This is a genomic window from Acidovorax sp. A1169 (assembly GCF_030704685.1).
Classification (GTDB): Bacteria; Pseudomonadota; Gammaproteobacteria; order Burkholderiales; family Burkholderiaceae_C; genus Acidovorax.
In genome coordinates this window covers 1-25,470 of sequence record NZ_JAUZDX010000019.1, presented here as the reverse complement: position 1 = coordinate 25,470, position 25,470 = coordinate 1, and the positions used below count along the sequence as shown (strand labels likewise).

23 protein-coding genes are annotated in these 25,470 nt (G+C 66.1%); 14 read left to right on the top strand and 9 right to left on the bottom strand.

Annotation, left to right across the window (positions count from 1 at the left end; translation table 11 throughout):
* The first annotated feature begins 69 nt into the window (after window positions 1-69).
* From QYL93_RS24680 to maiA, 9 genes are all read left to right on the top strand, one after another.
* Window positions 70-1,875: a phosphoethanolamine transferase gene (locus QYL93_RS24680; RefSeq protein WP_305746140.1), complete on the top strand. Its 1,806-nt coding sequence runs from the start codon at window positions 70-72 to the stop codon at window positions 1,873-1,875.
* A gap of 961 nt (window positions 1,876-2,836) precedes the next feature.
* Window positions 2,837-4,099, top strand: coding sequence for an aromatic ring-hydroxylating dioxygenase subunit alpha (locus QYL93_RS24670; protein WP_305746139.1), 1,263 nt, complete (start codon window positions 2,837-2,839; stop codon window positions 4,097-4,099).
* Window positions 4,100-4,101: 2 nt separating this feature from the next.
* On the top strand, window positions 4,102-4,575 hold the full coding sequence (locus tag QYL93_RS24665; protein ID WP_305746138.1) for an aromatic-ring-hydroxylating dioxygenase subunit beta: 474 nt from the start codon (window positions 4,102-4,104) through the stop codon (window positions 4,573-4,575).
* Between the two features lie 9 nt (window positions 4,576-4,584).
* Complete coding sequence (locus tag QYL93_RS24660; RefSeq protein ID WP_305746137.1) at window positions 4,585-4,899, top strand: non-heme iron oxygenase ferredoxin subunit; 315 nt, start codon at window positions 4,585-4,587, stop codon at window positions 4,897-4,899.
* A 29-nt stretch (window positions 4,900-4,928) separates the two neighbouring features.
* The gene (locus QYL93_RS24655) at window positions 4,929-6,194 is read left to right on the top strand and encodes an NAD(P)/FAD-dependent oxidoreductase (protein ID WP_305746136.1); all 1,266 of its coding nucleotides are present in this window, start codon (window positions 4,929-4,931) and stop codon (window positions 6,192-6,194) included.
* A 98-nt stretch (window positions 6,195-6,292) separates the two neighbouring features.
* Window positions 6,293-7,000 (top strand): fumarylacetoacetate hydrolase family protein, encoded by a 708-nt coding sequence (locus QYL93_RS24650; RefSeq protein WP_305746135.1) that lies wholly within the window; start codon window positions 6,293-6,295, stop codon window positions 6,998-7,000.
* 31 nt (window positions 7,001-7,031) lie between these two features.
* On the top strand, window positions 7,032-8,156 hold the full coding sequence (locus QYL93_RS24645; protein WP_305746134.1) for a cupin domain-containing protein: 1,125 nt from the start codon (window positions 7,032-7,034) through the stop codon (window positions 8,154-8,156).
* Between the two features lie 179 nt (window positions 8,157-8,335).
* Complete coding sequence (locus tag QYL93_RS24640) at window positions 8,336-9,259, top strand: tripartite tricarboxylate transporter substrate binding protein (RefSeq protein WP_305746133.1); 924 nt, start codon at window positions 8,336-8,338, stop codon at window positions 9,257-9,259.
* Between the two features lie 2 nt (window positions 9,260-9,261).
* Window positions 9,262-9,900 carry a maleylacetoacetate isomerase gene (maiA, locus tag QYL93_RS24635; RefSeq protein ID WP_305746132.1) on the top strand — a complete coding sequence of 213 codons (639 nt, stop codon included), beginning with the start codon at window positions 9,262-9,264 and terminating at the stop codon, window positions 9,898-9,900.
* A gap of 3 nt (window positions 9,901-9,903) precedes the next feature.
* Here maiA and QYL93_RS24630 read toward each other — a convergent pair whose 3' ends face one another.
* Entirely contained in the window at window positions 9,904-10,890 is a 987-nt protein-coding gene (locus tag QYL93_RS24630; protein ID WP_305746131.1) for a 2Fe-2S iron-sulfur cluster-binding protein, read from the bottom strand.
* A 97-nt stretch (window positions 10,891-10,987) separates the two neighbouring features.
* Between QYL93_RS24630 and QYL93_RS24625 the strand changes: the two genes are divergently transcribed.
* Window positions 10,988-11,917, top strand: coding sequence for a LysR family transcriptional regulator (locus QYL93_RS24625; protein ID WP_305746130.1), 930 nt, complete (start codon window positions 10,988-10,990; stop codon window positions 11,915-11,917).
* A 145-nt stretch (window positions 11,918-12,062) separates the two neighbouring features.
* Here QYL93_RS24625 and QYL93_RS24620 read toward each other — a convergent pair whose 3' ends face one another.
* The 3 genes from QYL93_RS24620 to QYL93_RS24610 all read right to left on the bottom strand — a co-directional run bounded on the left by QYL93_RS24620 (window position 12,063) and on the right by QYL93_RS24610 (window position 15,184).
* On the bottom strand, window positions 12,063-13,175 hold the full coding sequence (locus tag QYL93_RS24620; protein ID WP_305746226.1) for a PA0069 family radical SAM protein: 1,113 nt from the start codon (window positions 13,173-13,175) through the stop codon (window positions 12,063-12,065).
* Window positions 13,176-13,352: 177 nt separating this feature from the next.
* Window positions 13,353-14,240: a methylglyoxal synthase gene (locus QYL93_RS24615; protein WP_305746129.1), complete on the bottom strand. Its 888-nt coding sequence runs from the start codon at window positions 14,238-14,240 to the stop codon at window positions 13,353-13,355.
* Window positions 14,241-14,284: 44 nt separating this feature from the next.
* The gene (locus tag QYL93_RS24610) at window positions 14,285-15,184 is read right to left on the bottom strand and encodes a LysR family transcriptional regulator (protein WP_305746128.1); all 900 of its coding nucleotides are present in this window, start codon (window positions 15,182-15,184) and stop codon (window positions 14,285-14,287) included.
* An 89-nt stretch (window positions 15,185-15,273) separates the two neighbouring features.
* On the opposite strand from QYL93_RS24610, the gene mdlC reads away from it, so the two are divergent.
* The 4 genes from mdlC to QYL93_RS24590 all read left to right on the top strand — a co-directional run bounded on the left by mdlC (window position 15,274) and on the right by QYL93_RS24590 (window position 19,036).
* Window positions 15,274-16,911: a benzoylformate decarboxylase gene (gene mdlC / locus QYL93_RS24605; protein WP_305746127.1), complete on the top strand. Its 1,638-nt coding sequence runs from the start codon at window positions 15,274-15,276 to the stop codon at window positions 16,909-16,911.
* 80 nt (window positions 16,912-16,991) lie between these two features.
* Window positions 16,992-18,002, top strand: coding sequence for a tripartite tricarboxylate transporter substrate binding protein (locus QYL93_RS24600; RefSeq protein ID WP_305746126.1), 1,011 nt, complete (start codon window positions 16,992-16,994; stop codon window positions 18,000-18,002).
* 131 nt (window positions 18,003-18,133) lie between these two features.
* Window positions 18,134-18,547 carry a nucleoside diphosphate kinase regulator gene (rnk, locus tag QYL93_RS24595; RefSeq protein ID WP_305746125.1) on the top strand — a complete coding sequence of 138 codons (414 nt, stop codon included), beginning with the start codon at window positions 18,134-18,136 and terminating at the stop codon, window positions 18,545-18,547.
* An 84-nt stretch (window positions 18,548-18,631) separates the two neighbouring features.
* A complete protein-coding gene (locus tag QYL93_RS24590) occupies window positions 18,632-19,036 on the top strand; it encodes a hypothetical protein (RefSeq protein WP_305746124.1) in 405 nt (134 codons plus the stop codon).
* Between the two features lie 58 nt (window positions 19,037-19,094).
* Here QYL93_RS24590 and QYL93_RS24585 read toward each other — a convergent pair whose 3' ends face one another.
* From QYL93_RS24585 to QYL93_RS24565, 5 genes are all read right to left on the bottom strand, one after another.
* Entirely contained in the window at window positions 19,095-20,213 is a 1,119-nt protein-coding gene (locus tag QYL93_RS24585) for an acyltransferase (RefSeq protein WP_305746123.1), read from the bottom strand.
* Window positions 20,214-20,628: 415 nt separating this feature from the next.
* The gene (locus tag QYL93_RS24580) at window positions 20,629-21,759 is read right to left on the bottom strand and encodes an ABC transporter substrate-binding protein (protein WP_305746122.1); all 1,131 of its coding nucleotides are present in this window, start codon (window positions 21,757-21,759) and stop codon (window positions 20,629-20,631) included.
* Window positions 21,760-21,906: 147 nt separating this feature from the next.
* Entirely contained in the window at window positions 21,907-22,860 is a 954-nt protein-coding gene (locus QYL93_RS24575; protein WP_305746121.1) for a nitronate monooxygenase family protein, read from the bottom strand.
* Between the two features lie 104 nt (window positions 22,861-22,964).
* The gene (locus tag QYL93_RS24570) at window positions 22,965-24,755 is read right to left on the bottom strand and encodes an acyl-CoA dehydrogenase (protein ID WP_305746120.1); all 1,791 of its coding nucleotides are present in this window, start codon (window positions 24,753-24,755) and stop codon (window positions 22,965-22,967) included.
* Window positions 24,756-24,854: 99 nt separating this feature from the next.
* A partial coding sequence (locus QYL93_RS24565; protein ID WP_305744066.1) for an electron transfer flavoprotein subunit alpha/FixB family protein occupies window positions 24,855-25,470 on the bottom strand: 616 nt, incomplete at its 5' end.

The following is a 25,470-nucleotide window of genomic DNA, read 5'->3' as shown; positions in this document are numbered from 1 at the left end:
AGGCCGGCGCTAAGCAAACGCTAAGTTGGCATTAATGGCCACTTAAGGCTGGGGCGGGAGACTCCCGCCATGCACCAGACCCTGCCGCTGCTGCGGCCCCTTCCGCCCTCTTCTTCCACCCCGCATGCCACCAGCCCCCATCCCACGGCCCCGCCGCGGAAGGAACTGCACCCGGCCTGGGTGGTGCTGCTGATCAGCCTGTGGCTGGCCACTGTGTGCAACGTGCCGCTGTGGCGCGAGGTGGCCACGCTGCCGGGCCACGGCAGCCTGCGCAGCTGGGGCTTTGCGCTGGCCTTTGGGGCCATCGTCACGGCGGGCAATGCCGGGCTGCTGGCCCTGCTGGCCTGGCGCTGGACGCTCAAACCCGCCGCCGCCCTGCTGCTGGTGATGGCGGCCTTTGGCGCCTATTTCATGCTGGCCTTTGGCATTGCCATCGACGCGAGCATGCTCACCAACGTGCTGCAGACCGATGTGCACGAGGCCGGCGACCTGCTGGGCCTGCGCATGCTGCTCACCGTGGCTGCGCTGGCTGCACCGCCGCTGCTGTGGCTGGTGCGCACGCCGGTGCGGCGGCTGTCGCCGATCAAGCAGGTGGCGCACAACGGCTTGCTGCTGGCGGGCTCCATCGTGGTCATCGTGGGCAGCCTGCTGATGGTGTTTCAGGACTTTTCGTCCACCATGCGCAACCACACCAAGCTGCGCTATCTGATCAACCCGCTCAACAGCGTGTACGCGCTGGGCAACGTGGCAACAAAACCGCTGCGCATGGACAACCACACGCTGGTGCCCGTGGGCCGCGATGCCCACCTGGGCGCCAGCTATGCGGGCCAGGCCAAGCCGCCGCTGCTGGTGCTGGTGCTGGGCGAGACCGGGCGCAGCGGCAACTTCGGCATCAACGGCTATGCACGCGACACCACGCCGCTGCTGTCGGCGCGCAGCAAGGAGCTGGTGAGTGCAGGCAATGCGTGGTCGTGCGGCACCAGCACGGCGGCATCGGTGCCGTGCATGTTCTCGCACCTGGGCAAGAGCGGGTACGAGGGGCGATCCGCCAACTTCGAGAGCCTAATCGACGTGCTGCACCATGCCGGCCTGGCCGTGCTGTGGCTCGACAACCAGTCGGGCTGCAAGGGCGTGTGCGACCGCCTGGGCGACACCAAGACCGCCAACCTGAAAGACCCCGAGCTGTGCGCCCACAAGGGCGAGTGCCTGGACCGCATCATGCTGAAGGACCTGGACGCGCGCCTCGCCGCCCTGCCGGCCGAGCAGCGCCAGCGCGGCACGGTGGTGGTGATGCACCAGCTGGGCAGCCATGGGCCGGCGTACTTCAAGCGCTCGGCGCCCGATGCCAAGAAGTTTCTGCCCGAATGCGCATCCACCGCGCTGCAGGAGTGCGACCGCCAGCAGGTGGTGAACGCCTATGATAACAGCGTGGTGGAGACGGACCGCTTTCTCGATGGCGTGCTGCAGTGGCTGGGCAGGCAGGACGCCACGGCCCAGACGGCCATGGTGTACGTGGCCGACCATGGTGAGTCGCTGGGCGAGAACAACATTTACCTGCATGGCCTGCCCTATTCGATTGCGCCCGATGTGCAAAAGCACGTGCCCTGGATCACCTGGCTGTCGCCCGCCATGCAGGCGCGCATCGGCGCCAGCACGGGTTGCCTGCAGCGCGACCTGCGCGATCGGCGCGTCACGCACGACCACTACTTCCACTCGGTGCTGGGCCTGATGGACGTGCAGACCGGCGCCTACCAGCCCGAGCAGGACATGTTCACGCCCTGCCGCGACGCGGGCGCCGCGCAGGCGCGGGCCGACGGGCCCGGTGCGGCCACCGTGCCGCTGCCCGCTGCGGCCATGCCCACGCGCAAGTCCTGAGCACGCCCCGGCGCAGCGCCCCAGGACTCAAAACACAGCCCTGGTTGCGCGCGAACGCCGGGCGGTACGGCGTGAGGTCGACTCTGCATCTCGGCCAGTTCCTGTGCGTGCTCGTTGGCGGCCTTCCGGGCGCACAGTTCCTGGTTCTCGCACTCCAGCGCCACCAGCCGGCGGATGTCGGCCCTGTGGGCTGCGCCCACCAGGTGCGAGAGCATGTGCACGTCACCAGAGGCCTTCTGGCGCAGCCCCTGCGTGGCATGACGGTGGGTGAGCACGGCCCAGTAGGCACCAGGGAGCCCCCCGCTGTGCAGGGCTTCTACCCACAGCGCCTTGGAGACCGCTTCGCCATCGTTCACCAGGCCCATGGCCTCGTGGTCAATGGCCAGGTCGTCCAATCCCTTGACGTCGATGCAGCGCTGCCGCCGATACGGCCTGGCCTAGAAAACCATCGTCGATGCGCGGGCGAAAACCCAGGCGTTGATGCACGAAATCGCGGGCAAAAGTCCCCAGAAGGCCTTGGGAGCTGCTGCTCATGTTCCCGATACCAGCCTTTCAAGGCATTCCTGGTTGTGCAGCCCAGTTGACTGATGGTTGGTGTGCCAGGTTTGTCGTGATTTATGTAGAGCCCGGCGGCTCCAATTCGCTTGGGAAAGGGCCTTCCCATGATCTGGATCGACGGAGCCAGGCCCCCCGCTGTGTAGCTCGCCGATGGCGTTGCTGTTACCACCCCAGGTCTTACTCGATCGTGGCCCACACACCAACCCTGCTGCGCGGCCTCGTCCACCTCAGATCGCGATCTGGCGCAGCACGCTTCAACGCCATGAAGTCATATTCATGTGAGTGATGTGAAACATCACTAGCGTTCCATTGACTGATATTGCCTTAAGGCGAATGATCGGTCCTCAAGCGCTGAATGCATCCGCATCGGCGCCAACCGACTTTCACAATAAAGGAGACGCCCATGCATGAATGCCCCGTCACCGTCTTTCCAAAGCAGATTCGCTGGGAGACGGACGGCACCAGCCGCATCCCTTTCCAGGCCTACACTGACGAAGATCTGTACCGCAAGGAACTGGACCGGCTGTTCTACAACAGCCACTGGTGTTACGTCGGCCTGGAAGCCGAGATCCCCAACACGGGTGATTTCAAACGCACTGTCATCGGCGAACGCTCGGTGTTGCTGGTGCGGGACAAGGATGCTTCGATCCACGTCGTTGAAAACGTGTGTGCGCACCGTGGCATGGCTTTCTGCCGCGAACGTCACGGCAATCGAGAAAGCCTGACCTGTCCTTACCACCAATGGAACTACACGCTCTCGGGTGACTTGCAGGGCGTACCGTTTCGGCGCGGGGTCAAACAGGATGGCAAGGTCAACGGCGGAATGCCGGCGGACTTCAATCCTGCAGATCATGGGCTGACCAAGCTCAAGGTCGCTACACGCGGCGGCGTCGTGTTTGCATCGTTCGACCATGGTGTAGAGCCGCTGGAGGACTTCCTTGGTCCGGAGATCCTGGGCTATTTTGACCGGCTGTTCGACGGCCGCAAACTCAAGATCCTGGGCTACAACCGCCAGCGCATTCCGGGCAACTGGAAGCTGATGCAGGAGAACATCAAAGACCCCTACCACCCGGGCCTGCTGCACACGTGGTTTGTCACCTTCGGGCTTTGGCGCGCTGACAACAAGTCTCAGCTTCTGATGGATGCGCAGCACCGTCATGCAGCCATGGTCTCAACGCGCGGCGCGTCTGGCAAGGCGGCCGACGTGACCCAGGTTTCCAGCTTCAAAGCGAGCATGGAATTGAACGACCCGCGCTTCCTCGACATCGTGCACGAGGACTGGTGGGGAGCACCGACGGCAGTGATGATGACCGTGTTCCCCAGCGTCATCTTCCAGCAGCAGGTCAACAGCGTGTCCACGCGCCACATCCAGCCGGATGGCAAGGGCGCGTTCGACTTCGTCTGGACGCACTTCGGCTTCGAGGACGACAGCGAAGAGATGACGCAGCGCCGCCTGCGCCAGGCCAACCTGTTCGGCCCGGCGGGGTTCGTATCCGCCGATGATGGGGAAGTCATCGAGTGGTCGCAGGAAGGCTTCGAGACCAAGCCGGCGCACCGCACGCTTGCCGAACTCGGTGGCCGCGAAGTCGGCGACACGGACCACATGGTCACGGAGACGCTGATCCGTGGCATGTACGAATACTGGCGGAAGGTGATGGAGGCTTGATCGTGGAATTCCAGAACTACTTCGATTTGACGCAGCTCTACGCGCGTTACGCCAGTGCACTCGACGCAGCGGACTGGGAAGCCTGGCCCGAGTTCTTCATTGAAGACTGCACCTACAAATTACAGCCACGCGAGAACCACGAGCGCGGGTTTCCGTTGGCCACGTTGGCTTTCGACAGCAAGGGCATGTTGAAGGACCGCGTCTACGGCATTCGCGAGACCTTGTTCCACGACCCCTACTACCAGCGCCATGTGGTGGCTGCGCCGCTCGTCCACAAGGTCGATGCCGATGGCCGCATCCATAGCGAGGCGAACTATGCGGTGCTGCGCACACGCCTGTCGAAGGAGTCGACCGTGTTCAACGTGGGCCGCACGCTCGATGAGGTAGTGCGCACGCCCGAGGGCCTGAAGTTCGCTTCGCGCCTTGTCATCTACGACAGCGAGATGATCCCCAACTCGCTGATCTATCCCATCTGAGGAGCTGCCATGACCACCAACTGGATCGATGCGGCAGCAGAGGACGACGTGCCGCAGGATGACGTGATCGGCCTGGCCGTCGCGGGACGCGACATCGCGCTGTATGGCGTGAGCGGAGAGGTCTTCGCCACAGACAACATCTGCACCCACGGCCATGCTCGGTTGTGCGACGGCTTTCTGGAAGGGCACGAGATCGAGTGCCCCCTGCACCAGGGCAAGTTCGATGTGCGCTCCGGCCAGCCCACCTGCGCACCGGTGACTCAGGCACTGCGCAGCTACCCCGTGAAGATCGAGGGCGGCCGCGTCTGGCTCGCCTTCGACTGAGCGTCGCTACCCCTCTCAAGGAGACTTCCATGATTGCTGAGCGACCAGAGGTCGAGGCCGCTGCATGCGCGGACGACCGCCCGAGCCAAACCATCGTAGTCATCGGCACAGGCCAGGCTGGCGGCTGGGCCGCGCAGACCCTGCGCAGCGAAGGCTTCACAGGCCGGCTGGTGCTGGTGGGTGAAGAGGCGCATCCTCCGCACGAAAGGCCACCGCTGTCCAAGGCCGTGCTGTCGGGCGCGGCACTGCCCGAGACGACCCGGCTCATGAAGCCCGAAGCCTTCGACGCCCTGGGCGCGCAATGGCGGCCCAACGTGCAGGTGCTCCGCATTGACCGCGCAGCCAAGCTGGTGATGCTGTTCAATGGCGAGGCGTTGCCCTATGACAAGCTCATCCTCTGCACCGGAGGCCGAGCCCGGCGGCTGGCTTTGCCGGGATCCGATCAAGTTCAGCTGAACACGCTGCGCACCATCGAGGATGCGCAGGCACTGGCGCCGGCGCTCACCTCTGGTCGCAGCGTCGTGGTTGTAGGCGGCGGCTGGATCGGCCTGGAGGTTGCCGCTACCGCACGCCAGCAGGGTGCGGATGTGGTCGTTGTGGAGACTCAGAGCCGCTTGTGCGAACGCACTGTACCGGCCGAGATTTCTGAATACTTGCTGGAGCTGCATCGTGCGCAAGGAACCCGCGTGATGCTAGGCGCTGGTGTCCAGGGCTTCTCCAGAGCCGCTGACGGCCGCTCCGAGGTGTTGCTCGCTGACGGGAGCGCTCTCTCATGCGACACCATCGTTTTGGGTATCGGCTTGGTACCCAATGATGAACTGGCGCGCGAGGCCGGCCTGGCCTGCGAGGGCGGCGTGCTGGTCGATGCCCAGTGCCGCACGTCCGACCCCGACATCCTTGCCGCTGGCGACGTGGCAGTGACACCCAATCCCTGGGCGGGTCGTCGGCTGCGGCTCGAGTCGTGGCAGAACGCGCAGGAACAGGGCATCGCCGCCGCGCGTTCAGCCCTGGGCCACGCCGTGGACTATCAGCCGCTTCCATGGTTCTGGTCCGACCAGTACGGCATGAACCTGCAGATCTACGGCGTACCGACGCCTGCGCACCGCGTGGTGCAACGCGGTGACAAGGCCAGTGGCAGCTTCGTGTTGTTCTACCTGGCCGGCGACGTGGTGCAGGCCGCCATCGGCCCCAACGCGGCGCGCGATCTGCGGTTCGCGCGTCGGCTGATCGAACAGCGCAAGCCGGTCGATGCAGAGCGCCTGGCTGACTTGGGCACACCGATGTCCAAACTGTGACCCAGCGCTGCCGGCGCACGGTTGGCCCTTCTGCGACATCTGCGCGTACCGCCAACGCTTAACCCCGACAACCCCACCATTTGAAAAAAGGAAACCCGATGACCGCCACCACCTACCTCTGGACCCCGCCGCCTGTCTATTCGCTCCCTGTGCGTGGTCGAAGCGAGCGCCTGCCCATCCAGCGTTTGTTTTTCGTCGGCCGCAACTACCACGCGCATGCAGTGGAGATGGGGCGCCCCGTCGACAAGTCGGTCGAAGTGCCGTTCTACTTCACCAAGGCACCGTCCACCTTGGTCGAGTCCGGCGCTACCGTGGCCTACCCACCTGGCACCAAGGACTACCACCACGAAATGGAACTGGTACTCGCCATAGGTGCACCCGGCTTCCGCATGAGCGAAGCCGATGCACCCCGCCTCATCTACGGCTATGCCTGCGGCCTGGACATGACGCGCCGCGACCTGCAGCTCGTGGCGCGCGAGAAAGGCAGGCCGTGGGACCTGGGCAAGGACGTGGAGCATTCCTCCGTCGTCTCGGAGATCGTGCCGATGCAGCAGGTCGTCCTGAGCCAGGGCGACTTGTCGATGTCGGTCAACGGCAAGGTGCGCCAGAAGTCCGATCTGTCCAAACTGATCTGGAACATCCCCGAGCTGATCGCCGACTTGTCCAAGTTCTACCACCTGCTGCCCGGCGACCTGATCTTCACAGGCACTCCCGAAGGCGTGGGCCCCGTGCAGGCTGGTGACCACATCGAAGGCCAGATCGAAGGCGTGGGCGGCATCGTGCTCAACATCGGCCCGGCCGAGTGAAACAACACTGAATAAAGGAGACAAACCCACCATGACCACCGACCTGACGCCTTCCCCGGTACGGCTGCATGCCGTCGCAGGACGCGGACAACCCGACCCAACGCCTGCGCTGGAGGAACTCTACCGAGGCTTCGAGCAGGAACTGCTGGTGCCGCTGTGGACCGAGATCGGAGACCTGATGCCGCGGCAACCCCAGTCCAAGGCTGTGCCGCACTTGTGGCGCTGGGACCGGTTGAAAGCATTGGCCGCACAGGCCGGCGAGATTGTGCCCGTGGGCCGCGGCGGCGAACGCCGTGCCATTGCGCTGGCCAACCCGGCGCTGGGCGGTCGTCCGTTTGCCACGCCGACGCTTTGGGCGGCCATTCAGTACCTGATGCCGGGCGAAGACGCACCCGAGCATCGGCATACGCAGCACGCCTTTCGCTTCGTGGTGGAAGGCGAGGGTGTCTGGACGGTGGTCAATGGCGATGCTGTGCGCATGTCGCGTGGCGACTTCCTGCCGCAGGCCGGGTGGAACTGGCACGCCCACCACAATGCTGCTACCGAGCCCATGGCCTGGATCGACGGCCTCGACATTCCGTTTTCGTACTACACCGAGAGCCAGTTCTTCGAAGTTGGGCGCGAGCGGATCTCCCCCGCCGAGCGCACCACGGCTGAGCGCTCGTACTCCGAAAGGCTGTGGGGCCACCCAGGTCTGCGTCCGGTCTCAAAGATGGGAGCACAGCCCGTCACACCGCTCCTGGCCTACCGCTGGGTGGACACCGACCGCGCGCTGGCCGATCAGCTGGCGCTGGAGGCTGAAGGCCAAGCCGGCACGCTGAGCCCGGGGCATGCCGCTGTGCGCTTTACGAACCCGTCAACCGGCGGCGACGTGCTGCCGACCATGCGCACCGAGATGCACCGCGTGCGCGCGGGCGGTTCGACGCTGGTGCATCGCGAAGTTGGCTCGTCCGTGTTCCAGGTGTTCGACGGCAGTGGCACTGTGACCGTGGGGGAGCGCACCTGGCAAGTGGCGCGCGGCGATTTGTTCGTTGTGCCGTCGTGGCAGCCGTTCTCGGCCCAGGCCTCTGCCTCTGGCGCGCTGGACCTTTTCCGTTTCTGCGACGCGCCGATCTTCGAGGCGCTGCACGCCCACCGTGCTGAAGTCACCGGCTGAACCGGTGGCCCGCAGCGCCCATGCGTATTCATGCCCAACCACACCCATTCAGCCACCGCTGAACAGGCCGCGTCCTGCCCCAATTCAATAGAGACATAACCATGTTCACAGTAGTCCGTACACTGATTTCCCGTCCTGCCGTTGCACTTTGCGCCCTGGCCCTCCTAGGCGCTGCGAGCATGCCCAGCGCAGTGGCGCAGACATTCCCCGCAAAGCCGGTTCGGTCAGTGGCACCGTATTCGCCAGGCAGCGGTCCCGATGCGGTGATGCGCATCCTCAGCGAAAGGCTTTCGCGCAATTGGGGCCAACAACTCGTCATCGACAACAAGCCGGGCGCCAACGGCTTCATCGCCATCAGCGACGCCAAGCGTGCGGCGCCTGACGGCTACACCTTGCTGCAGGTGGACAACACGCACATGGCCTTGCAGCCGCATGTGTTCAAGCAACTGCCTTATGACCCGGCGAAAGACTTCGAGCCTGTCGCGCCGGTGTACTTCACCAACTTCTTCGTTGTCGTGGCTGCCAATTCGCCCTGGAAGGATGTGGGCGACCTGATCAAGGCGGCCAAAGCGGCGCCCGGTGACATCACCTACGGATCATGGGGCATCGGCAGCGTGGCCCATGTCGGCGCGGCGATGCTCGAAGCTGCGACCGATACGAAGATGATGCACGTTCCCTACAAGGACATGGGGAATGTATATACCTCCGTGGCTACCGGTGACATCAAGTGGGCGTTTGGCACGGCAGCGACCGCAGGGCCGATGTACCAGGCCAAGAAGGTGAAGTTCCTGGCACTTGCTGCCCCCAAGCGTCTCGCGGGCTTCACCGATATCCCGACCGTCGGCGAAGCGGGCGGACCGGCTGGGTTCGAAGTGAAGACCTGGGTTGGCTTGTTCGCACCCGCAGGTACGCCGAAGGCGGCCATCGAGAAGATCAATGCCGATGTGGGCAAGGTGCTCGCGACAACCGAGGTCAAGGAACGTCTGGCGACATTCGGCTTCGAGCCCTACGTTGGCCCGCCAAGCGAGCTCACCAAGGCCATCGAACGCGATTCGCGCACGTTCGGTGATGTCGTGAAGCGCGCAAAAATTGCTCTGGACTGACCATGAAGCTCTATTCATTCTTCCGCAGTGGAACCTCGCACCGCCTGCGCATCGCGCTGAACCTGAAGGGCCTTGCGTACGAGCAGGTCGCGGTCGACCTGCGGCGCGAGGAGCATCTCGCCCAAGCCTTCAAGGCGATCAACCCACAGCAGCTAGTTCCAGTGCTTGATACGGACGACCGCTTGATGACCCAGTCGCCGGCGATCATCGAATGGCTCGAAGAGCGCCATCCGAATCCGCCGCTGCTGCCGGGCGATGTCGGCGAGCGAGCACAGGTGCGCGCACTCGCTGCCATCGTGGGCTGCGACATCCACCCGGTCAACAATCGGCGCATCCTGGAAGCATTGCGCCACCGTTTCGGCGCGGACGAGGCTGCAATCAACGACTGGTGCGGCACCTGGATCGGCGCGGGATTCGACGCCATCGAGGCACTCCTTGCAAGCGATCGGCGGCGTAGTGACTTCTGCTTTGGCAGCAGCCCGACACTGGCCGATGTCTATTTGGTTGCGCAGGTGGAGAGTGCCCGCCGCTTCAAGGTTGACATGGCGCGTTGGCCTCTGGTCCAGGCAGTGGACGCCGCTTGCGGTCAGCTTGAGGCGTTCCGCAAGGCTGCACCTGGCGTGCAGCCGGACGCCAGCTGAGCTTCAGTCGCCCTGCATGTAAAAGGCATCGGCGTGGATCTGGGCCACCTCCATGCCCTTGCCCAGCGCCACCAACGTGGTGGTCTCCACCATCGGCGGTGAGCCGCACAGATAGGCATTCCAGCCACGCAGGCCGGGGTGGTCCTGTTCGATGGCCTGGGTCACCAGTCCGCGCCGCTGGGTCGCGGGGTCTGCCCCCGAGGCCACCACCACATGCACCTGCAACGCTGGGTGCACGCTGCGAAGCTGGTCCAGCCATGCCAGGCCATACAGCTCGCGCGGCGAGCGCAGCCCGAAGTACAGGTGGATGGGGTTGCGCATGCCTGCGGCCACGGCACCGCGCACGACCGAAAGCACCGGCGCCAACCCCGTGCCCCCCGCCACGCACAGCATGGGCCCCGTGTGTTGCTGGCGCAGATAGGCCGCGCCCAGCGGACCGCTGACCTTGACCGCATCCCCTACCTTGAGTTGACCAGCGATGTAGCCACTGACCCGGCCCTTTGGCATCAGCTGTACGTGGAACTCCAGCAGTTCGTCACCCGGCACGCTGGCCATGGAGTACGGCCGCACATGTGCCGGCGTGAAAGCGATCTGCGCGTACTGGCCCGGTGAAAACGCGATAGGCTTTGCGACCTTAACCAGCAGGCGCCGGATGTCCACAGCCAACGGCTCGATTGCCACGACTGAGCCCTTGGCCACGCGCGCCCGGTGCACCACGGCCTCGTCAGGCGCTGGTACCTCGATGGTGCAGGCTTCAGTCACATAGGTCTGGCAGGCCAGTACGGAGCCGTCCATCCCGTCCAGCGGGCGCTGGTGCTCGCGCCCGCCATCGAGCACCTCACCATCGAGTACCCGGCAGCGGCAGATGCCGCAGCGGCCCGAGAGGCAGGAGTAGGACATGGGAACCTGCGCGGCGCGCAGAGCATCAAGCAGATTCACGCCCGGTACGGCCCGGATCACGCGGTTAAGCGGCTGAACAAGGATGTCCATGGCGGGCTGGCTTCGAGATCATTCAGGCAATTGTGCCCAAGAATCAGCGGCTGCAATACCATTGCTGATTCATATCACCTGCACTGATGGAGTGGCGATGGAGCTATCTGACATCGATCTGAACCTGCTGGTCTTGTTTCAGCAAATCATGGTCGAGCGGCGCGTGTCCAAGGTGGCCGACAACATGGGGCTTACGCAGCCTGCAGTCAGCAATGCGTTGGCCAAGTTGCGACGAATCTTCGACGACGAGTTGTTCCTGCGCACGTCAGGTGGCATGGTGCCCACGCCCTTTGCAGAGCAACTCAGCGAGCCGGTCGGGTACGCGCTTGGCATGATCCACAGTGGACTGAACCAGCGCACACAGTTCACGCCAGCCACGTTGAAGCGCACCATCACCATCGGTATGACGGATATCGGAGAAATCGTCTTCCTGCCAGCGCTGCTGGAGCGCTTGGGCCGGGAGGCGCCCGGGGTGACGCTCAACACCGTGCGCAACAGCGCGATCAATTTGCGCGATGACATGGAGTCCGGCAAAGTGGACCTGGCTATCGGCCTGCTGCCGCATCTGAAGGCCGGGTTTTTCCAGAGGCGGCTGTTCAGTCAGCGATATGTATGCCTGTTTCGCAAGGGGCACAAGCTGGACCGGCCAAAGCTGCTGCTCGCCGACTACAAGGCGGCGGAGCACCTGGTGATCGTGTCAGCGGGCACGGGGCACGGAAAAGTCGACGAGTTGATCCAAAAGGCAGGTATCGACCGCCTCGTGCGGCTGAGCGTGCCGCACTTTGTGAGTGTGGGCCACATCCTGCAGAGCACGGCGCTGGTGGCGACGGTGCCTGAGCTCCTGGCGCTCAGGCTGATCGAGCCCTTCGGGCTGACATTGCGCACGCACCCGGTCAAGTTGCCCGATGCTCCGATCAGTGTGTTCTGGCATGCCAAGGTGCACCGCGAGCCGGTGAATCAATGGCTACGCGGCATGGTGTTTGAGTTGTTCGGTGCAGAAGCTGGCCGAGCCTTGACCATAGAGTGATTGAGCGGGCTGCTAGTGTCCTGAGTGGGAAATTCGTTGAATAAATGTACCGACAATCCCTGCCATGCGTCGTTACAAATGCTCGCCATGCACCCGGCGCGGCAGGGTGACCCAACGACGTCATACGTTTGAAGGCAAATCGGTATCAGAACAGGCAGCCCTGGTTGCGCGCGAACGCCGGGCGGTACTGCGTGAGGTCGAGTTCGATGCGCTCGCGGTTGAGCCCCAGCTTGCGGCAGGTGGCGGCAAAGCGCTGGCGCAGCAGGTCGGCCCAGAGGCCCGAGCCCTTCATGCGTGTGGCGAAGTCGCTGTTGTAGGCCTTGCCCGCGGCGCGCTGCGCGGGGTCGAGGTGGTGCAGGTCCTGCACGCGGGCCATGACGCGCGCCGCGCGCTGGGGGTAGTGCAGCTCCAGCCACTGGCGAAACAGCGGGTCCAGCTCCCACGGCAGGCGCAGCACGGTGTAGAAGGCGCTCCTTGCACCGGCCTCGCGCGCGGCCTGCAGCACCTGCTCCATGTCTTCGGTGATGAAGGGGATCTGCGGGGCCACGCTCACGCCCACGGGGATGCCTGCCTCGGCTAGCGTGCGGATGGTGCGCAGGCGCCGGTGGGGTGCTGCGGCGCGCGGCTCCATGCGGCGCGCCAGGGCGGCGTCGAGCGTGGTGATGGTGACGTACACGGCGGTCAGGCGCTGCGCGGCCAGCGGGGCGAGCAGGTCGAGGTCGCGCTCCACCCCGGCGGACTTGGTGATCAGCGAGAACGGGTGGCGCATGTCGCGCAGCACCTCGATCAGGCTGCGCGTGAGCTTGAGCTCGCGCTCCACCGGCTGGTAGCAGTCGGTGGCCGAGCCGATGTTGATGAGGCGCGGCACGTGGCTGGCCCGGCCCAGCTCATCGCGCAGCAGTGCGGCGATGTTGTGCTTGGCGATGATCTGGGTTTCGAAATCAAGCCCCGGCGACATATTGAGGTAGCTGTGCGTGGGGCGGGCGTAGCAGTACACACAGCCATGCTCGCAGCCCCGGTAGGGGTTGACCGAGAGCTCGAAGAAGATGTCCGGCGAGTCGTTGGCGCAGATGGCGCTCTTGGCCGTCTCGAGGTGCACGCGGGTGGCGAGCGGGGCGGGTTGTTCATCGCCCTCTTCCACATAGGCCTCCCAACCGTCGTCCACCACCTCGCGCGTGTCGCGCACGAAGCGGTGGGCCAGGGCCGTGCCGGCGCCCCGGCCGCGCACCGCCTGCAGGGGGATGCGCACCTCCTGCATCACCTGGGGGGCGTTGTCGTCGGGTGGTCGGGGCGGGGTGGGCATGGAGGGGGAACCGGGTGGGCTTCAAGGAAGCGTCGTTGAATACTGTGTTTTTACACAGTCATCGTACCCGATTGCCGATGGCGTGTCTTGCCGCTTACACATCCCGCGCCGCTGGCGCAGAGCCCTCTCGTTCTATGCCCAGGCCCTTGCCCAGGCATCGGCCATGGCGGGCGTGTGGTAGCAGGCGGCCTCGAAGCTCTTGGTGCAGACGGCACGCTCCAGCAACTGGATGTCCGCCTCGTGCTGGCGCGCCACATGCACATCCTCGAAGAACAGCACCTTGTCGCAGCGCTGGTCCAGCACCAGCTCGGCGATCTGCGCATCGCCGCCCAGCGGGCCGCTGCGCAGGGGCTGCACCCACGGCAGATCGCGCGGCCAGCCGCGGGACCAGGCCATCTCGTTGAGTCGGCCGCCGGTGGTGCCGGTGGCAAAGCGCTCCTGCGTCTGCGAGAGCAGGTCGAAGTGGCGAAAGGCAAAGTCCACCATCGCCGACTTCAAGGCATCGTGGGCGATCAGTGCGACGGATTGCTTGTCGATGGAAGGCACCATGGCCGGCGGGCGCTCGCGCAGCGAGACCCCGGCCTGCAGCGCGGCCTCCACCGCCACCCATTCGATGGCAGCGGCCACCGTGAGCAGCAGCGGCTTGCCGTGCGAGATGCACTGGCGCTTGAGGGCCTGCGCTTCGGGGTACAGGGACGAGGGATCGAGCGGGTCCAGCAGGTAGATGGCGCCGGCCAGTTCCTGCTCGGGGTGCACGCCCCCCGCAATGCGCGATACCACGCGCATCACCCCGCCCTCGCGCCCATAGGGCAGGCGCATGAGGTGGGGAAAGTGGTTGGCCAGGGCGTGTTGCTCGATGGCGTCGGCGCAGCCGCCGACGGCGGCGATGCCCAGTTGCAGCTCCTGCAGGGCTGTGTGCGACGCGGCGGCCCATTGGGCCAAGCCGCCGTCTGCCGTGGAGCGGTGCAGGCGGTGGGCGGCCAGGCCGAAGGTTCGTGGGGGAAGGGTTGTCGTCACCATGTACTCCGAATTCGCATGCCAGTCTAACGCCCGCCTTGGCGGGGCTACTCCTTGAACAGCCCCTCGATCACCCCGCGCAGCCACTGGTTGCCCGGGTCGGCCTCGAAGCGCTTGCTCCAGTGCAGCGACACGGTGAAGTCGCGCAGCGGCAGCGCGGGCTCGATGACGGTGTAGCCGCCGGCTGCGGCAAAGCCGCGTGCGATGTTGCGCGGCATGACCACGGCGAGATCCGTACCACGCACGATGGAGGGCAGCACCATGAAGTGCTCGGTGGTCAGGCGAAGACGGTCTTCGAGCTGCAGCAGGGCCAGGATGCGCAGCGTGTCCGAGTGCGAGCGCACGGCGACGAATTCGAGCTGGCGCAGGTCGTCGAGCAATGCCGTGGCGTTGCGCCGGCGTTTGGCGAAGGGGTGGCCCTCGCGCAGCAGCACGATGTAGCGGTCATTGAGCAACTGCACGCGCTGCGTGTCCTTCACCGCGGGCAAAAAGCCGAAGGCGAAGTCGATGCGGCCGCTGTCGAGCAGGGGGGCGATCTGCTCGCCCGGCACAGGCAGGGTTTCGAGCCGCACGCCGGGCGCCTGCTGGCGCAGCGCGAGCATGAGGTCGGGCAAAAAACGGCCCTCGCCGATGTCGCTCATGTGGATGCGGAACACCTTGCGCGACTGCAGGGGGTCGAACAGCGCGGATTCGTTGAGCGCTTCTTCGAGCGTGCCCAGGGCGCTGCGCACGGCGTCGGCCAGGCGGTCGGCCTTGGCTGTGGGCTGCACGCCACCGCCGGCGCGCACGAAGAGCGGGTCCTTGATCAGCAGGCGCAGCCGCGTGAGCGCCTGGCTGGCTGCGGGCTGCGTCAGGTCCATGAGCTCGGCGGCGCGGCTGACGCTGCGTGTGCGGTAGACCGCGTCGAACAGGCGCAGCAGGTTGAGGTCAATGTCTTTGATATGCATTGGGCTAATACTGCTTAGTCACTTCATTGTATTGATGGATGTGCGGCGGAGGCCGAAGATCAGACCTTTCCACCCGCATTGCCCCGCCCATGCTCCAGGCCCTTGACTCCCGCCCTGTCGGCACCGCCGCTGCCACCACCACCGACCTGCGCCCTACCGTGCGCGAGGTGGTGCTCGACCTGCTGCGCGGCTTTCAGATCAACACCATCTTCGGCAACCCGGGCTCGACCGAGCTGCCGCTGTTCCTCGACTTCCCCAAGGACTTCCGCTACATCCTGGGCCTGCAGGAGGCGGTGGTGGTGGGCATGGCCGACGGCTATGCCCAGGCCACGCACAACGCGGCCTTCGTGAACTTGCACTCGGCGGCCGGCGTGGGCCATGCCATGGGCAATATCTTCACGGCGCACAAGAACCGCACGCCGATGGTGATCACGGCCGGGCAGCAGGCGCGCTCCATACTGCCGTTCGACCCCTTCCTGTTCTCGGGCCAGGCCACGGAGCTGCCCAAGCCCTACGTGAAGTGGAGCATCGAGCCTGCGCGCGCCGAAGACGTGCCGCTGGCCATTGCCCGCGCCTACTACATCGCCATGCAGCAGCCGCGCGGGCCGGTGCTGGTGTCCATCCCTGCGGACGATTGGGACAAGCCCTGCGAGCCGCTGGCGGCGCGCACCGTGAGCACCGAGACCCGGCCCGAGCCGCGCGTGCTGGGCGCCATCGGCGACGCGCTCGATGCGGCGCAGCGCCCGGTGTTCGTGGTCGGTGCGGCAGTGGACCGCGATGGCGCCTGGGACGATGTGCTGGCGCTGGCCGAGCGGCACAACGCTGCGGTGTGGATCGCCCCCATGTCGGGGCGCTGCGGCTTTCCGCAGGACCATCGACTGTTCATGGGCGTGCTGCCGGCCATGCGCGAGAAGATCGTGGCGCTGCTGGGCGGGCACGACCTGGTGTTTGCGCTGGGCGCAGCCGCCTTCACCTACCACGTGGAGGGCCACGGCCCGCATGTGCCGCCCGGTGCGCAACTGGTGCAGCTGATCGAGGACCCCGGCACGGCGGCCTGGACGCCCGAGGGCACCTCGGCCGTGGGCGGGGTGCGCCTGGGCGTGCAAGACCTGCTGGCACGCCCTGCTCCGCCCACACTGTCCTCGCGCACCGCACCACCGCTGCGTGCAGCGCGCCCGCGTGCCGAACCCTCGGCGCTGATGAGCGTGCAGTACGTGATGCAGACCCTGGCCGAGGTGCGCGACGCACATTCCATCGTGGTGGAAGAGGCGCCCAGCTCGCGCGCCGCCATGCATGCCTACCTGCCCATCCTGCACAGCGAAACCTTCTACACCATGTGCAGCGGTGGGCTGGGCTATGCCATGCCGGCCGCCGTGGGCGTGGCCCTGGCAAAGCCGGGCAGCAAGGTCATCGGCCTGCTGGGCGATGGCTCGGCGATGTACTCCATCCAGGCGCTGTGGAGCGCGGCGCAACTGCGCCTGCCCATCACCTTCATCATCCTGAAGAACCGGCGCTATGCGGCGCTGCAGGAGTTTGCGCCGACCTTCGGCTTCGGGCCCGAGGACAAGCTCGAAGGCACGGACCTGCCGGACCTCGACTTCCTGGCGCTGGCGCGCGGCCAGGGCTGCGATGCGGTGCAGGTGAGTGACCCGGCGCAACTGCACCAGGTGCTGCGCGAAACGCTGGCGCATCCCCGGGCCATGCTGGTGGAGGTGGATGTGGCCTGAGCAAGCCCCCTCTCGTTATCGCAGCAAGCCAACCCAACAGACCCGGATGACCGGGCACCCCCGTTTAAGGAGACATGACCATGACGCACCAGAACGCATCCCAGCATCCCTTCCTTCGCCGCCGCCTGGCTGGCGCCCTCGCCCTGGCGGCGCTTGCAGGCGCCGCCCTGCTGCCCGCGGGCGCACGGGCCCAGGCCTATCCCGCCAAGCCCATCAAGGTGGTGGTGAACTTCCCGGCGGGCGGCGCGGCCGACCAGATCGCGCGCGCCGTGACGGTGCCGCTGCAGGCGGCGCTGGGCCAGCCGGTGGTGGTGGAAAACCGGGGCGGCGCGGGCGGCAACATCGGCGGCGAAGCGGTGGCCAAGTCGCCGGCCGACGGCTACACGCTGCTCATGAGCTCGGGCGGCATGGTTTCGGTGAACCCGCACATCTACCCCAAGATGCCGTTCGACCCGGTGAAGGACCTGGTGCCCGTGGCCGCCGCGGCGCGCGTGCTGGTGTTCCTGGAGGTGCGGCCCACGCTGCCGGTGAACACCGTGCAGGAGTTCCTGGCCTACCTCAAGGCCAACCCTGGCAAGGTGAGCTTCGGCACGCCGGGCAATGGCAGCTCGCCCCACCTGGCGGCCGAGATGCTCAAGAGCCAGGCCAACGTGTTCGCCGTGCATGTGCCGTACCGCGGCGCGGCGCCTGCCATGCAGGACCTGCTGGGCGGGCAGGTGGATTTCATGTTCGACCCGGGCATCGGCCTGCAGCATGTGAAGGCCAACAAGCTCAGGCTGTTGGCCGTGGGCAGCGCCAAGCGCTCGCCGCTGTTTCCCGATGTGCCCACGCTGGACGAGGTGGGGCTCAAGGGCTTTGACGCCGACACCTTGTTCGGCTTCTATGCGCCTGCGGGCACGCCCGCCGAGGTGGTGACGAAACTCAACCGCGAGATCAACAAGATCCTGGCCACGGCCCCCGTTCAGGAGCGCATCGCCGCGCTGGGCGGCGAGCCCGCGCCCATGGCGCCCAAGGAGTTCCACGACCGGGCCATGAGCGACAGCAAGCGCTTCGGTGCGTTGATCAAGGCGCGCAATATCACCGGCGACTGATCTTCGGCGGTGGTGGTGCGGCCACGCACCGCCCCCGCCAATGCCCGCACGGCGCAGTGCGAGATTGCCGGCAAACCGGGCCTGCCGGCCTATAGTCCCGCCCTTTGCAACCACACCCTGCGAGGTACCCCATGGCGCGCAAGCCCCAGATCATCCTGTCGTCCCTGGACGTCGACCGCATCGAAGCCCTGCTGGCCGCCATTCCGGCCAGCGTCTTCCCCGGCAAGGCCGATCTGCAGGCCGAGATCGACCGCGCCGACGTGGTGGCGCCCGAGGACATCCCGCCGCATGTGGTGACGATGAACTCCACGGTGCAATTCGCCATCGAGGAGACGGGCAAGGAGTTCTGCCTGACGCTGGTCTACCCGCGCGACATGGACGGCAGCGCGGACCGCCTGTCGATTTTCGCGCCCGTGGGCAGCGCGCTGTTGGGCCTGGCGGTGGGCGATGCGCTGGTGTGGCCGGGCCCGGGCGGCAAGCCGATGACGGTGCGGGTGAAGGCGATCCTGCACCAGCCCGAGGCTGCGGGCGAGCTGCACCGCTGATGCCTCTGCCAGGCACAGTTGCTCATCCGCTGCAAATTGCAACAGATGTTGCGTTGTCATGCCCTGCTGCGACAATCGGGGCCCATGACCGCGCCCCCGCACCCGCCCGACGAACCGAACGCCCCGGCGACGGCGCTGGCGGCTGCGCCTGAGTTCGACCCGGACTCCACCACCGCCTTCCAGCAGCGCATGGAGCGGGCCCCCGAATGGTTCTGCTCCTTTTTGGCCGGCAACATCCGCGAGAAGAGCCGCTTGAAGCGCGAGATGGCCACCATGAAGGGATCGGTGGCCTGGCTGATGAAGCAGCGCCGCCAGGGCAACTGGACCGCCGAGGAGCGGGAGCAGTTGCGCGACGTGATGCGCTCGGCCTCGTCGGTCAGCCCCTACCTGTTCATCTGGGTGATTCCCGGCTCGATGCTGCTGCTGCCCTTCATGGCCTGGTTCCTGGACAAGCAGCGCAAGCGGCGTGAGGACCGGCCGCCTGTCTGACGGCCCGCAGGCAACCCAAAGCCTGCTTCGGGGTGGTACCCAGGCGCCCCACGGCGAATCACGCCCAGTTGCTGCCGAGGGCCACCAGCATGCCCGCCCCCACCAACCCGGCCTGCCAGCGCAGCGCCACGGACCAGGTGGGCACGTGGCGCTCCACCCGCTGGTAGAGTTCGCGTCCTGCCAGCAGCGACAGGGCAAAGGCCAGCGCCATGCCCAGGGCGTTGAGCACGGGAGATTCAGGGAACAGGTGCCCCACCACGGCGTTCACCAGCAGGCACACGGCAAAGTGCACGAGGAACACCGAGTACGACATCTGGCCCAGCCGCACCAGCAGCGCCAGGCCCTGCCACTGGCGCAGGCGCACCGAGCGCAGGGCAGCCACCAGCAGCACGGCGGTCACCAGCGCGACGGCGATGCGCCCCCGGTATTCCAGCGCCAGCGCGGCACCGCCGAGCAGCACGATCAGCGCAAGCCAATCGGTGGCGCGCGGCGCCTTCGCGGCCCAGTAGGCCATCATGCCCAGGCCATAGGCGCCAAAGAAGTACCAGGCCCACATGTCCTGGCCGCTGTCGAGATTGAACACCAGCAGCGATGCCGCCGTGAGCGCCACCAGCAGGCCCTGGGCCAGCACGGGCCCATGGCGGCGCGCCCATGCGCCAGGCAGCGCCCGTACGGCGGCCCAGACCAGCACGCTGAGAGCGAACAACTGGAAGTCGATGGCCACGTACCAGACGCCGGCCGAGAGCGCGTCTTCGCCCACGATGTCCTGCAACAGCAGCGCGTTGGCCAGCAGTTGCGCCAGCGTGGGCTCGTCGGGCACGGAGTGGTGGTCCATCCAGGAGCGCACCAGGGCGGCCACAAGCACCGCCAGGAGCAGGGCCACGGCGTAGGGCACGATCAGGCGCACGAAGCGTTTGGTGACCGCCGTGAGCGCGCTGTCGAAGCGGGCCACACCCTGGGGCGCCAGGCTGGCGGCCGCCAGGTAGCCACCCAGCACCAGGAACACCTGCACCGCCATGCGCCCATAGTCGTAAAGCCAGGCTATCAGCCAAGGCGCCAGCGGCGCGGCGATGTCGGACATCGGACCGTAGAAGGCCAGGTGGTGGCAGACGATGGCGGCGCAGGCCAGCCCCTTGACCATGTCGATCAGAGGGGTGCGGGAAGTGGCGGAAGACATGGGTGAATGGAACGGTCGGCTGAATGACACTCCCGCCAGTGCGGGCAACCGCCTATTGTCGCTTGTTACAGAAGTTGCGCTGTCGCGCATTCCAGCGGCATGTCCGTTGCCGCGAATTCCGAAGCCTCAAGCCGTTCGCTTCCTACGGATTTGCATTCAATCCTAGAACTAGGCGGGAGCCGCAGACAGTGCTGTAGCACGGCAAGGCGACCCAACGACGCTAGCTGGTTGCAGGCAAATCCGTATCAGTTATCCATTGCGCTGTGCGCCACCCACGACGCATGAAACTGGCGCGGCCAAGGCAAGTGCCCCCGTGCAAGGGCCGCCCCGCCGCACTGGGGGCGTCCCCCTCCCGACTCGCGCAACGAGTCGAGAGAGGGGTGAAGGCGCGAAGCGACTCAGGGGGTGTTTAACTTCAGTACCTCAGGCTGCCCTCGGCATCCACGATAGCCAGCTCCACATAGGTCGAGCCGTTGTGGTTCTTGGGCGAGTACTTCACGTTGAAGCGACCGAACGAGATCTCGCCGGCCTCTTCCATGGCGCGGGTGAAGGATTCGGTGCTCAGGTTGCGCCCGGCGCGGCGCAGGCCCTCGACCAGCAGGCGTGCATGCACGAAGCCCTCGAACTGCGAGGCCGAGGGCTGCGCGCCAGGGGATTTGGCACGCAGCAACGCCAGGTACTCGGCCACCACCGGCACGGTGGTGCTGCGCAGCGAGGGCATGATCTGGGCGAGGATGATGCCGCGCGCCTTCTCCTTGAGCTCGCGCTGGATCACGTCCATGCTGGCCACCGAAAAGCCGTAGTACGTCGGCCGTGCCGCAGTGGACTGCACGCCCTTGATGTAGTTGGTGAAGGTGGTGCCCGCCGTGGCCACGATCACGGCCTGCGGCTGGGCCTTTTCGGTGGCCTGGCCGGCGGCGGCAAAATCGGGCTGCTTCGGGTCGACCTTGATCTCGGCCACGAAGGGGAGCTTTTCCTGCGCAGAGGCCTTCTTGAGTTCGGCCAGCAGCGTCTTGCCCAGGCCGTCGTCCTGGTAGAACACGGCCACCCGGTCCATGCCCTGCTGGCGCAGCTGCGAGACGATCTTCTGCGCCTCGCTGGCATAGCCTGCGCGCACGTGGAACACATGGGGGTTGAAGTTCTCGCGGAACACCGAGGCGCCCGTGACGGGGCCGAACAGCAGGGTGCGGTGCTCCTGGATCAGCGGCAGGATGGCGGCCGTCTGCGCGGTGCCGGTGCTGTTGTAGACCATGAAGACCTTGTCGGTCTCGAGCAGCTTGCGCGTGTTCTCCACCGCCTTTTGCGCGTCGAAGGCATCGTCAAGCGTGGTGTAGCGGATCATGCGGCCATGCACGCCGCCCTGGGCATTGACGGCATCGAACAGCAGCCGCGACCCCTCGCCGTACTGCGCGGTCTGGGGCCCCAGCGGGCCCGAGAGCACGACCGAGGCACCCAGCCGTATCTCGTCCGGCGTTACGCCCTCATTGCGGGCATGGCCCGCACTGGCCGCGCCCAGCGCAGCCAGCAACACAAGTATCCGAAGCATGTCACCCCCCAGCTTGCCAACGATGATCAACCAGGCCCTCTGCACCGCAGCCCATTTTGGTTATTTATCATCATTATCTGCAGGCCCATGGGCCATGCTCTAGGGGTTAGCCCTTCCACCGCAGCCTGCGGGGAAGCCAGCCACGGTTCAGAGCGCCAGGCGAGCGCGGGCGGCCTGGTACTCGCTGCGCAGGCGCGCCACGAGTTCGGCGGTGCTGGTCACGGCGTCGATGGCGCCGATGCCCTGGCCACAGCCCCAGATGTCCTTCCAGGCCTTCTTGGCGTCGCCGCCGAAGTTCATCTTGCTCGGGTCCGACTCGGGCAGGTTGTCGGGGTCCATGCCGGCGGCGCGGATCGAGGGTGCCAGGTAGTTGCCATGCACGCCGGTGAAGAGGTTGCTGTAGACGATGTCGTCGGAGCTGCCGGCCACGATGGCCTGCTTGTACTCGTCGCTGGCGCGCGCCTCGTGCGTGGCGATGAAGGCCGAGCCGATGTAGCCAAAATCAGCGCCCATGGCCTGAGCGGCCAGTACCGCATCGCCGCTGGCAATGGCGCCGCTGAGCGCGATGGGGCCATCGAACCACTGGCGGATCTCCTGGATCAGGGCGAACGGGCTCTTCACGCCCGCATGGCCGCCGGCACCGGCGGCCACGGCGATCAGGCCGTCGGCACCCTTCTCGATGGCCTTGTGCGCGAACTTGTTGTTGATGATGTCGTGCAGCACGATGCCGCCCCAGGCATGCACGGCCTGGTTCACGTCCTCGCGCGCGCCCAGGCTGGTGATGATGATCGGCACCTTGTACTTGGCGCAGACCTGCATGTCGTGCTCCAGCCGGTCATTGCTCTTGTGCACGATCTGGTTGATGGCAAAGGGCGCGGCCGGCTTGTCGGGGTTGGCCTGGTTGTAGGCCGCCAGCGTCTCGGTGATCTCGGCCAGCCATTCATCAAGCAGCTCGGCGGGGCGCGCGTTGAGCGACGGCATGGACCCCACCACGCCGGCCTTGCACTGCTCGATCACGAGCTTGGGGTTGCTGATGATGAACAGCGGCGAGCCGATGACGGGCAGCGAGAGGTTCTGCAATGCGGGTGGCAAGTTGGACATGGCGGGTTCGTTCCGGGTTGAAGGATGGATGAATGGATCAAATTCTTGCGGGGCGCAGGACCCACGCGCACAGCGCGCCGGCCCGGCTTGTCTCCCCCGTGCGCTCAGAAGGAGTCGAGCGCCAGCTCCGTCACGCTGCCGGCACCTTCGACGATGCTGTCGCGCAGGCCCGGCGCCTTGACCAGGATGTGCTCGGCATAGAACTGCGCCGTGGTGATTTTTGCCTGCATGAAGGCGGCATCCTGTCCCTTGTGCAACAGGTCGTGGGCCGCCAGCAGGCTGCGCGCCAGTTGCCAGCCGGCCACCAGGTTGCCCGCCAGCATGAGGTAGGGCACGCTGCCGGCGAACACGGCGTTGGGCGAGGTCTTGGTGCCACCGGCGACGAAATCCACCACGTCGAGGAAGGCCTGGCGTGCGGCTGCCAGGCGGCGCGCCACGGCCTTGGCGGCGGGGGTGCCGTTGGCCAGCAGCTCGGCCTCGGTCTTCTCGATCTGCGCGGCGATGCCCTTGGCGGTCTGGCCGCCATCGCGCGCGGTCTTGCGGCCCACGAGGTCGTTGGCCTGAATAGCCGTGGTACCTTCGTAGATGGTGAGGATCTTGGCGTCGCGGTAGTACTGCGCGGCGCCGGTTTCCTCGATGAAGCCCATGCCGCCGTGCACCTGCACACCCAGGCTGGTGACTTCCAGGCTCATCTCGGTGCTGTAGCCCTTGACCAGCGGCACCATGAATTCGTAGAACGCGGCATTCTGCTTGCGCGCATCGGCATCGGGGTGGTGGTGCGCAGCGTCGTAGGCGGCAGCAGCCACCGTGGCCATGGCACGGCAGCCCTCGGTGTAGGCGCGCATGGTCATGAGCATGCGGCGCACGTCAGGGTGGTGGATGATGGGCGCGCTGGCGGCAATGGAGCCGTCCACGGGGCGGCTTTGCACGCGGTCCTTCGCATACCCCACGGCCTTTTGGTAGGCGCGCTCGGCAATCGCGATGCCCTGCACGCCCACGGCATAGCGCGCTGCGTTCATCATGATGAACATGTATTCGAGGCCACGGTTCTCCTGGCCCACGAGGTAGCCCACGGCACCGCCGTGGTCGCCGAACTGCAGCACGGCCGTGGGGCTGGCCTTGATGCCCAACTTGTGCTCGATGCTCACGCAATGCGCATCGTTGCGCGCGCCTAGGCTGCCGTCGGCATTGACCATGAATTTGGGCACGACGAACAGGCTGATGCCCTTGACGCCCTCGGGCGCACCCTGCACGCGGGCCAGCACCAGGTGCACGATGTTGGCGGCCATGTCGTGCTCGCCATAGGTGATGTAGATCTTGGTGCCGAAGACCTTGTAGCTGCCGTCCGGCTGGGGCTCGGCGCGCGTGCGCACCAGGGCGAGGTCGGAGCCGGCCTGGGGCTCGGTGAGGTTCATGGTGCCGGTCCAATCGCCGGTCACCAGCTTCTCGAGGTAGGTGGCCTTGAGCTCGTCGCTGCCGGCCGTGAGCAGCGCCTCGATGGCGCCATCGGTCAGCAGCGGGCACAGCGCAAAGCTCATGTTGGCGCTGTTGCACATCTCGATGCAGGCGGCGCCGATGGTCTTGGGCAGTCCCTGGCCGCCGAAGTCGGCCGGGTGCTGCAGGCCCTGCCAGCCGCCTTCGCCGTACTGGCGAAAGGCGTCCTTGAAGCCCGGGGTGGTGGTGACCACGCCGTCTTTCCAGCTCGAAGGGTTCTTGTCACCCTCGAAGTTCAGCGGAGCCAGCACGCCCTCGTTGAACTTGGCGCACTCTTCGAGCACGGCCTGAGCCGTATCGAGGCCCGCGTCTTCGAAGCCGGGAATCTGTGCGATCTGTTCAATGTTGGCCAGGTGCTCGATGTCGAACAGCATGTCCTTGACGGGGGCGGTGTAACTCATGGATGTCTCCGAGATAGCGAAAAATTCTCAAAAAAAAGGCACCGCGAGCGATGCCTTTCAGTGCCTGGGCCGCAGGGAACGCAGCCTCAGAACACATGTTTACAAGGCCTTGACCAGCTCCGGCACAGCGGTAAACAGATCCGCCTCCAGCCCATAGTCCGCCACACTGAAGATCGGCGCCTCCGCATCCTTGTTGATCGCCACGATCACCTTGGAGTCCTTCATGCCCGCCAAATGCTGGATGGCCCCGGAGATCCCGGCCGCGATGTACAGCTGCGGCGCCACGATCTTGCCCGTCTGGCCCACTTGCCAGTCGTTCGGTGCATAACCCGCATCCACCGCCGCGCGGCTGGCGCCCAGGGCGGCACCGAGCTTGTCGGCCAGCGGGGTCATCACTTCGTCGAACTTTTCCTTGCTGCCGAGGGCCCGGCCACCGGAGACGATGATCTTGGCAGCGGTCAGCTCGGGGCGGTCGCTCTTGGCGATCTCGCTGCCCACAAACACGCTCTTGCCGGTGTCGGTGGTCGCTGCTGCGGTTTCCGTCGCTGCGCTGCCACCGGATGCCGCTGCCGGGTCAAACCCCGTGGTACGCACGGTGATGACCTTGGTAGCGTCGCTGCTCTGCACGGTGGCAATGGCGTTGCCGGCGTAGATGGGGCGCTCGAAGGTGTCCGGGGAGATCACCTTGGTGATGTCGCTGATCTGCGCGACATCC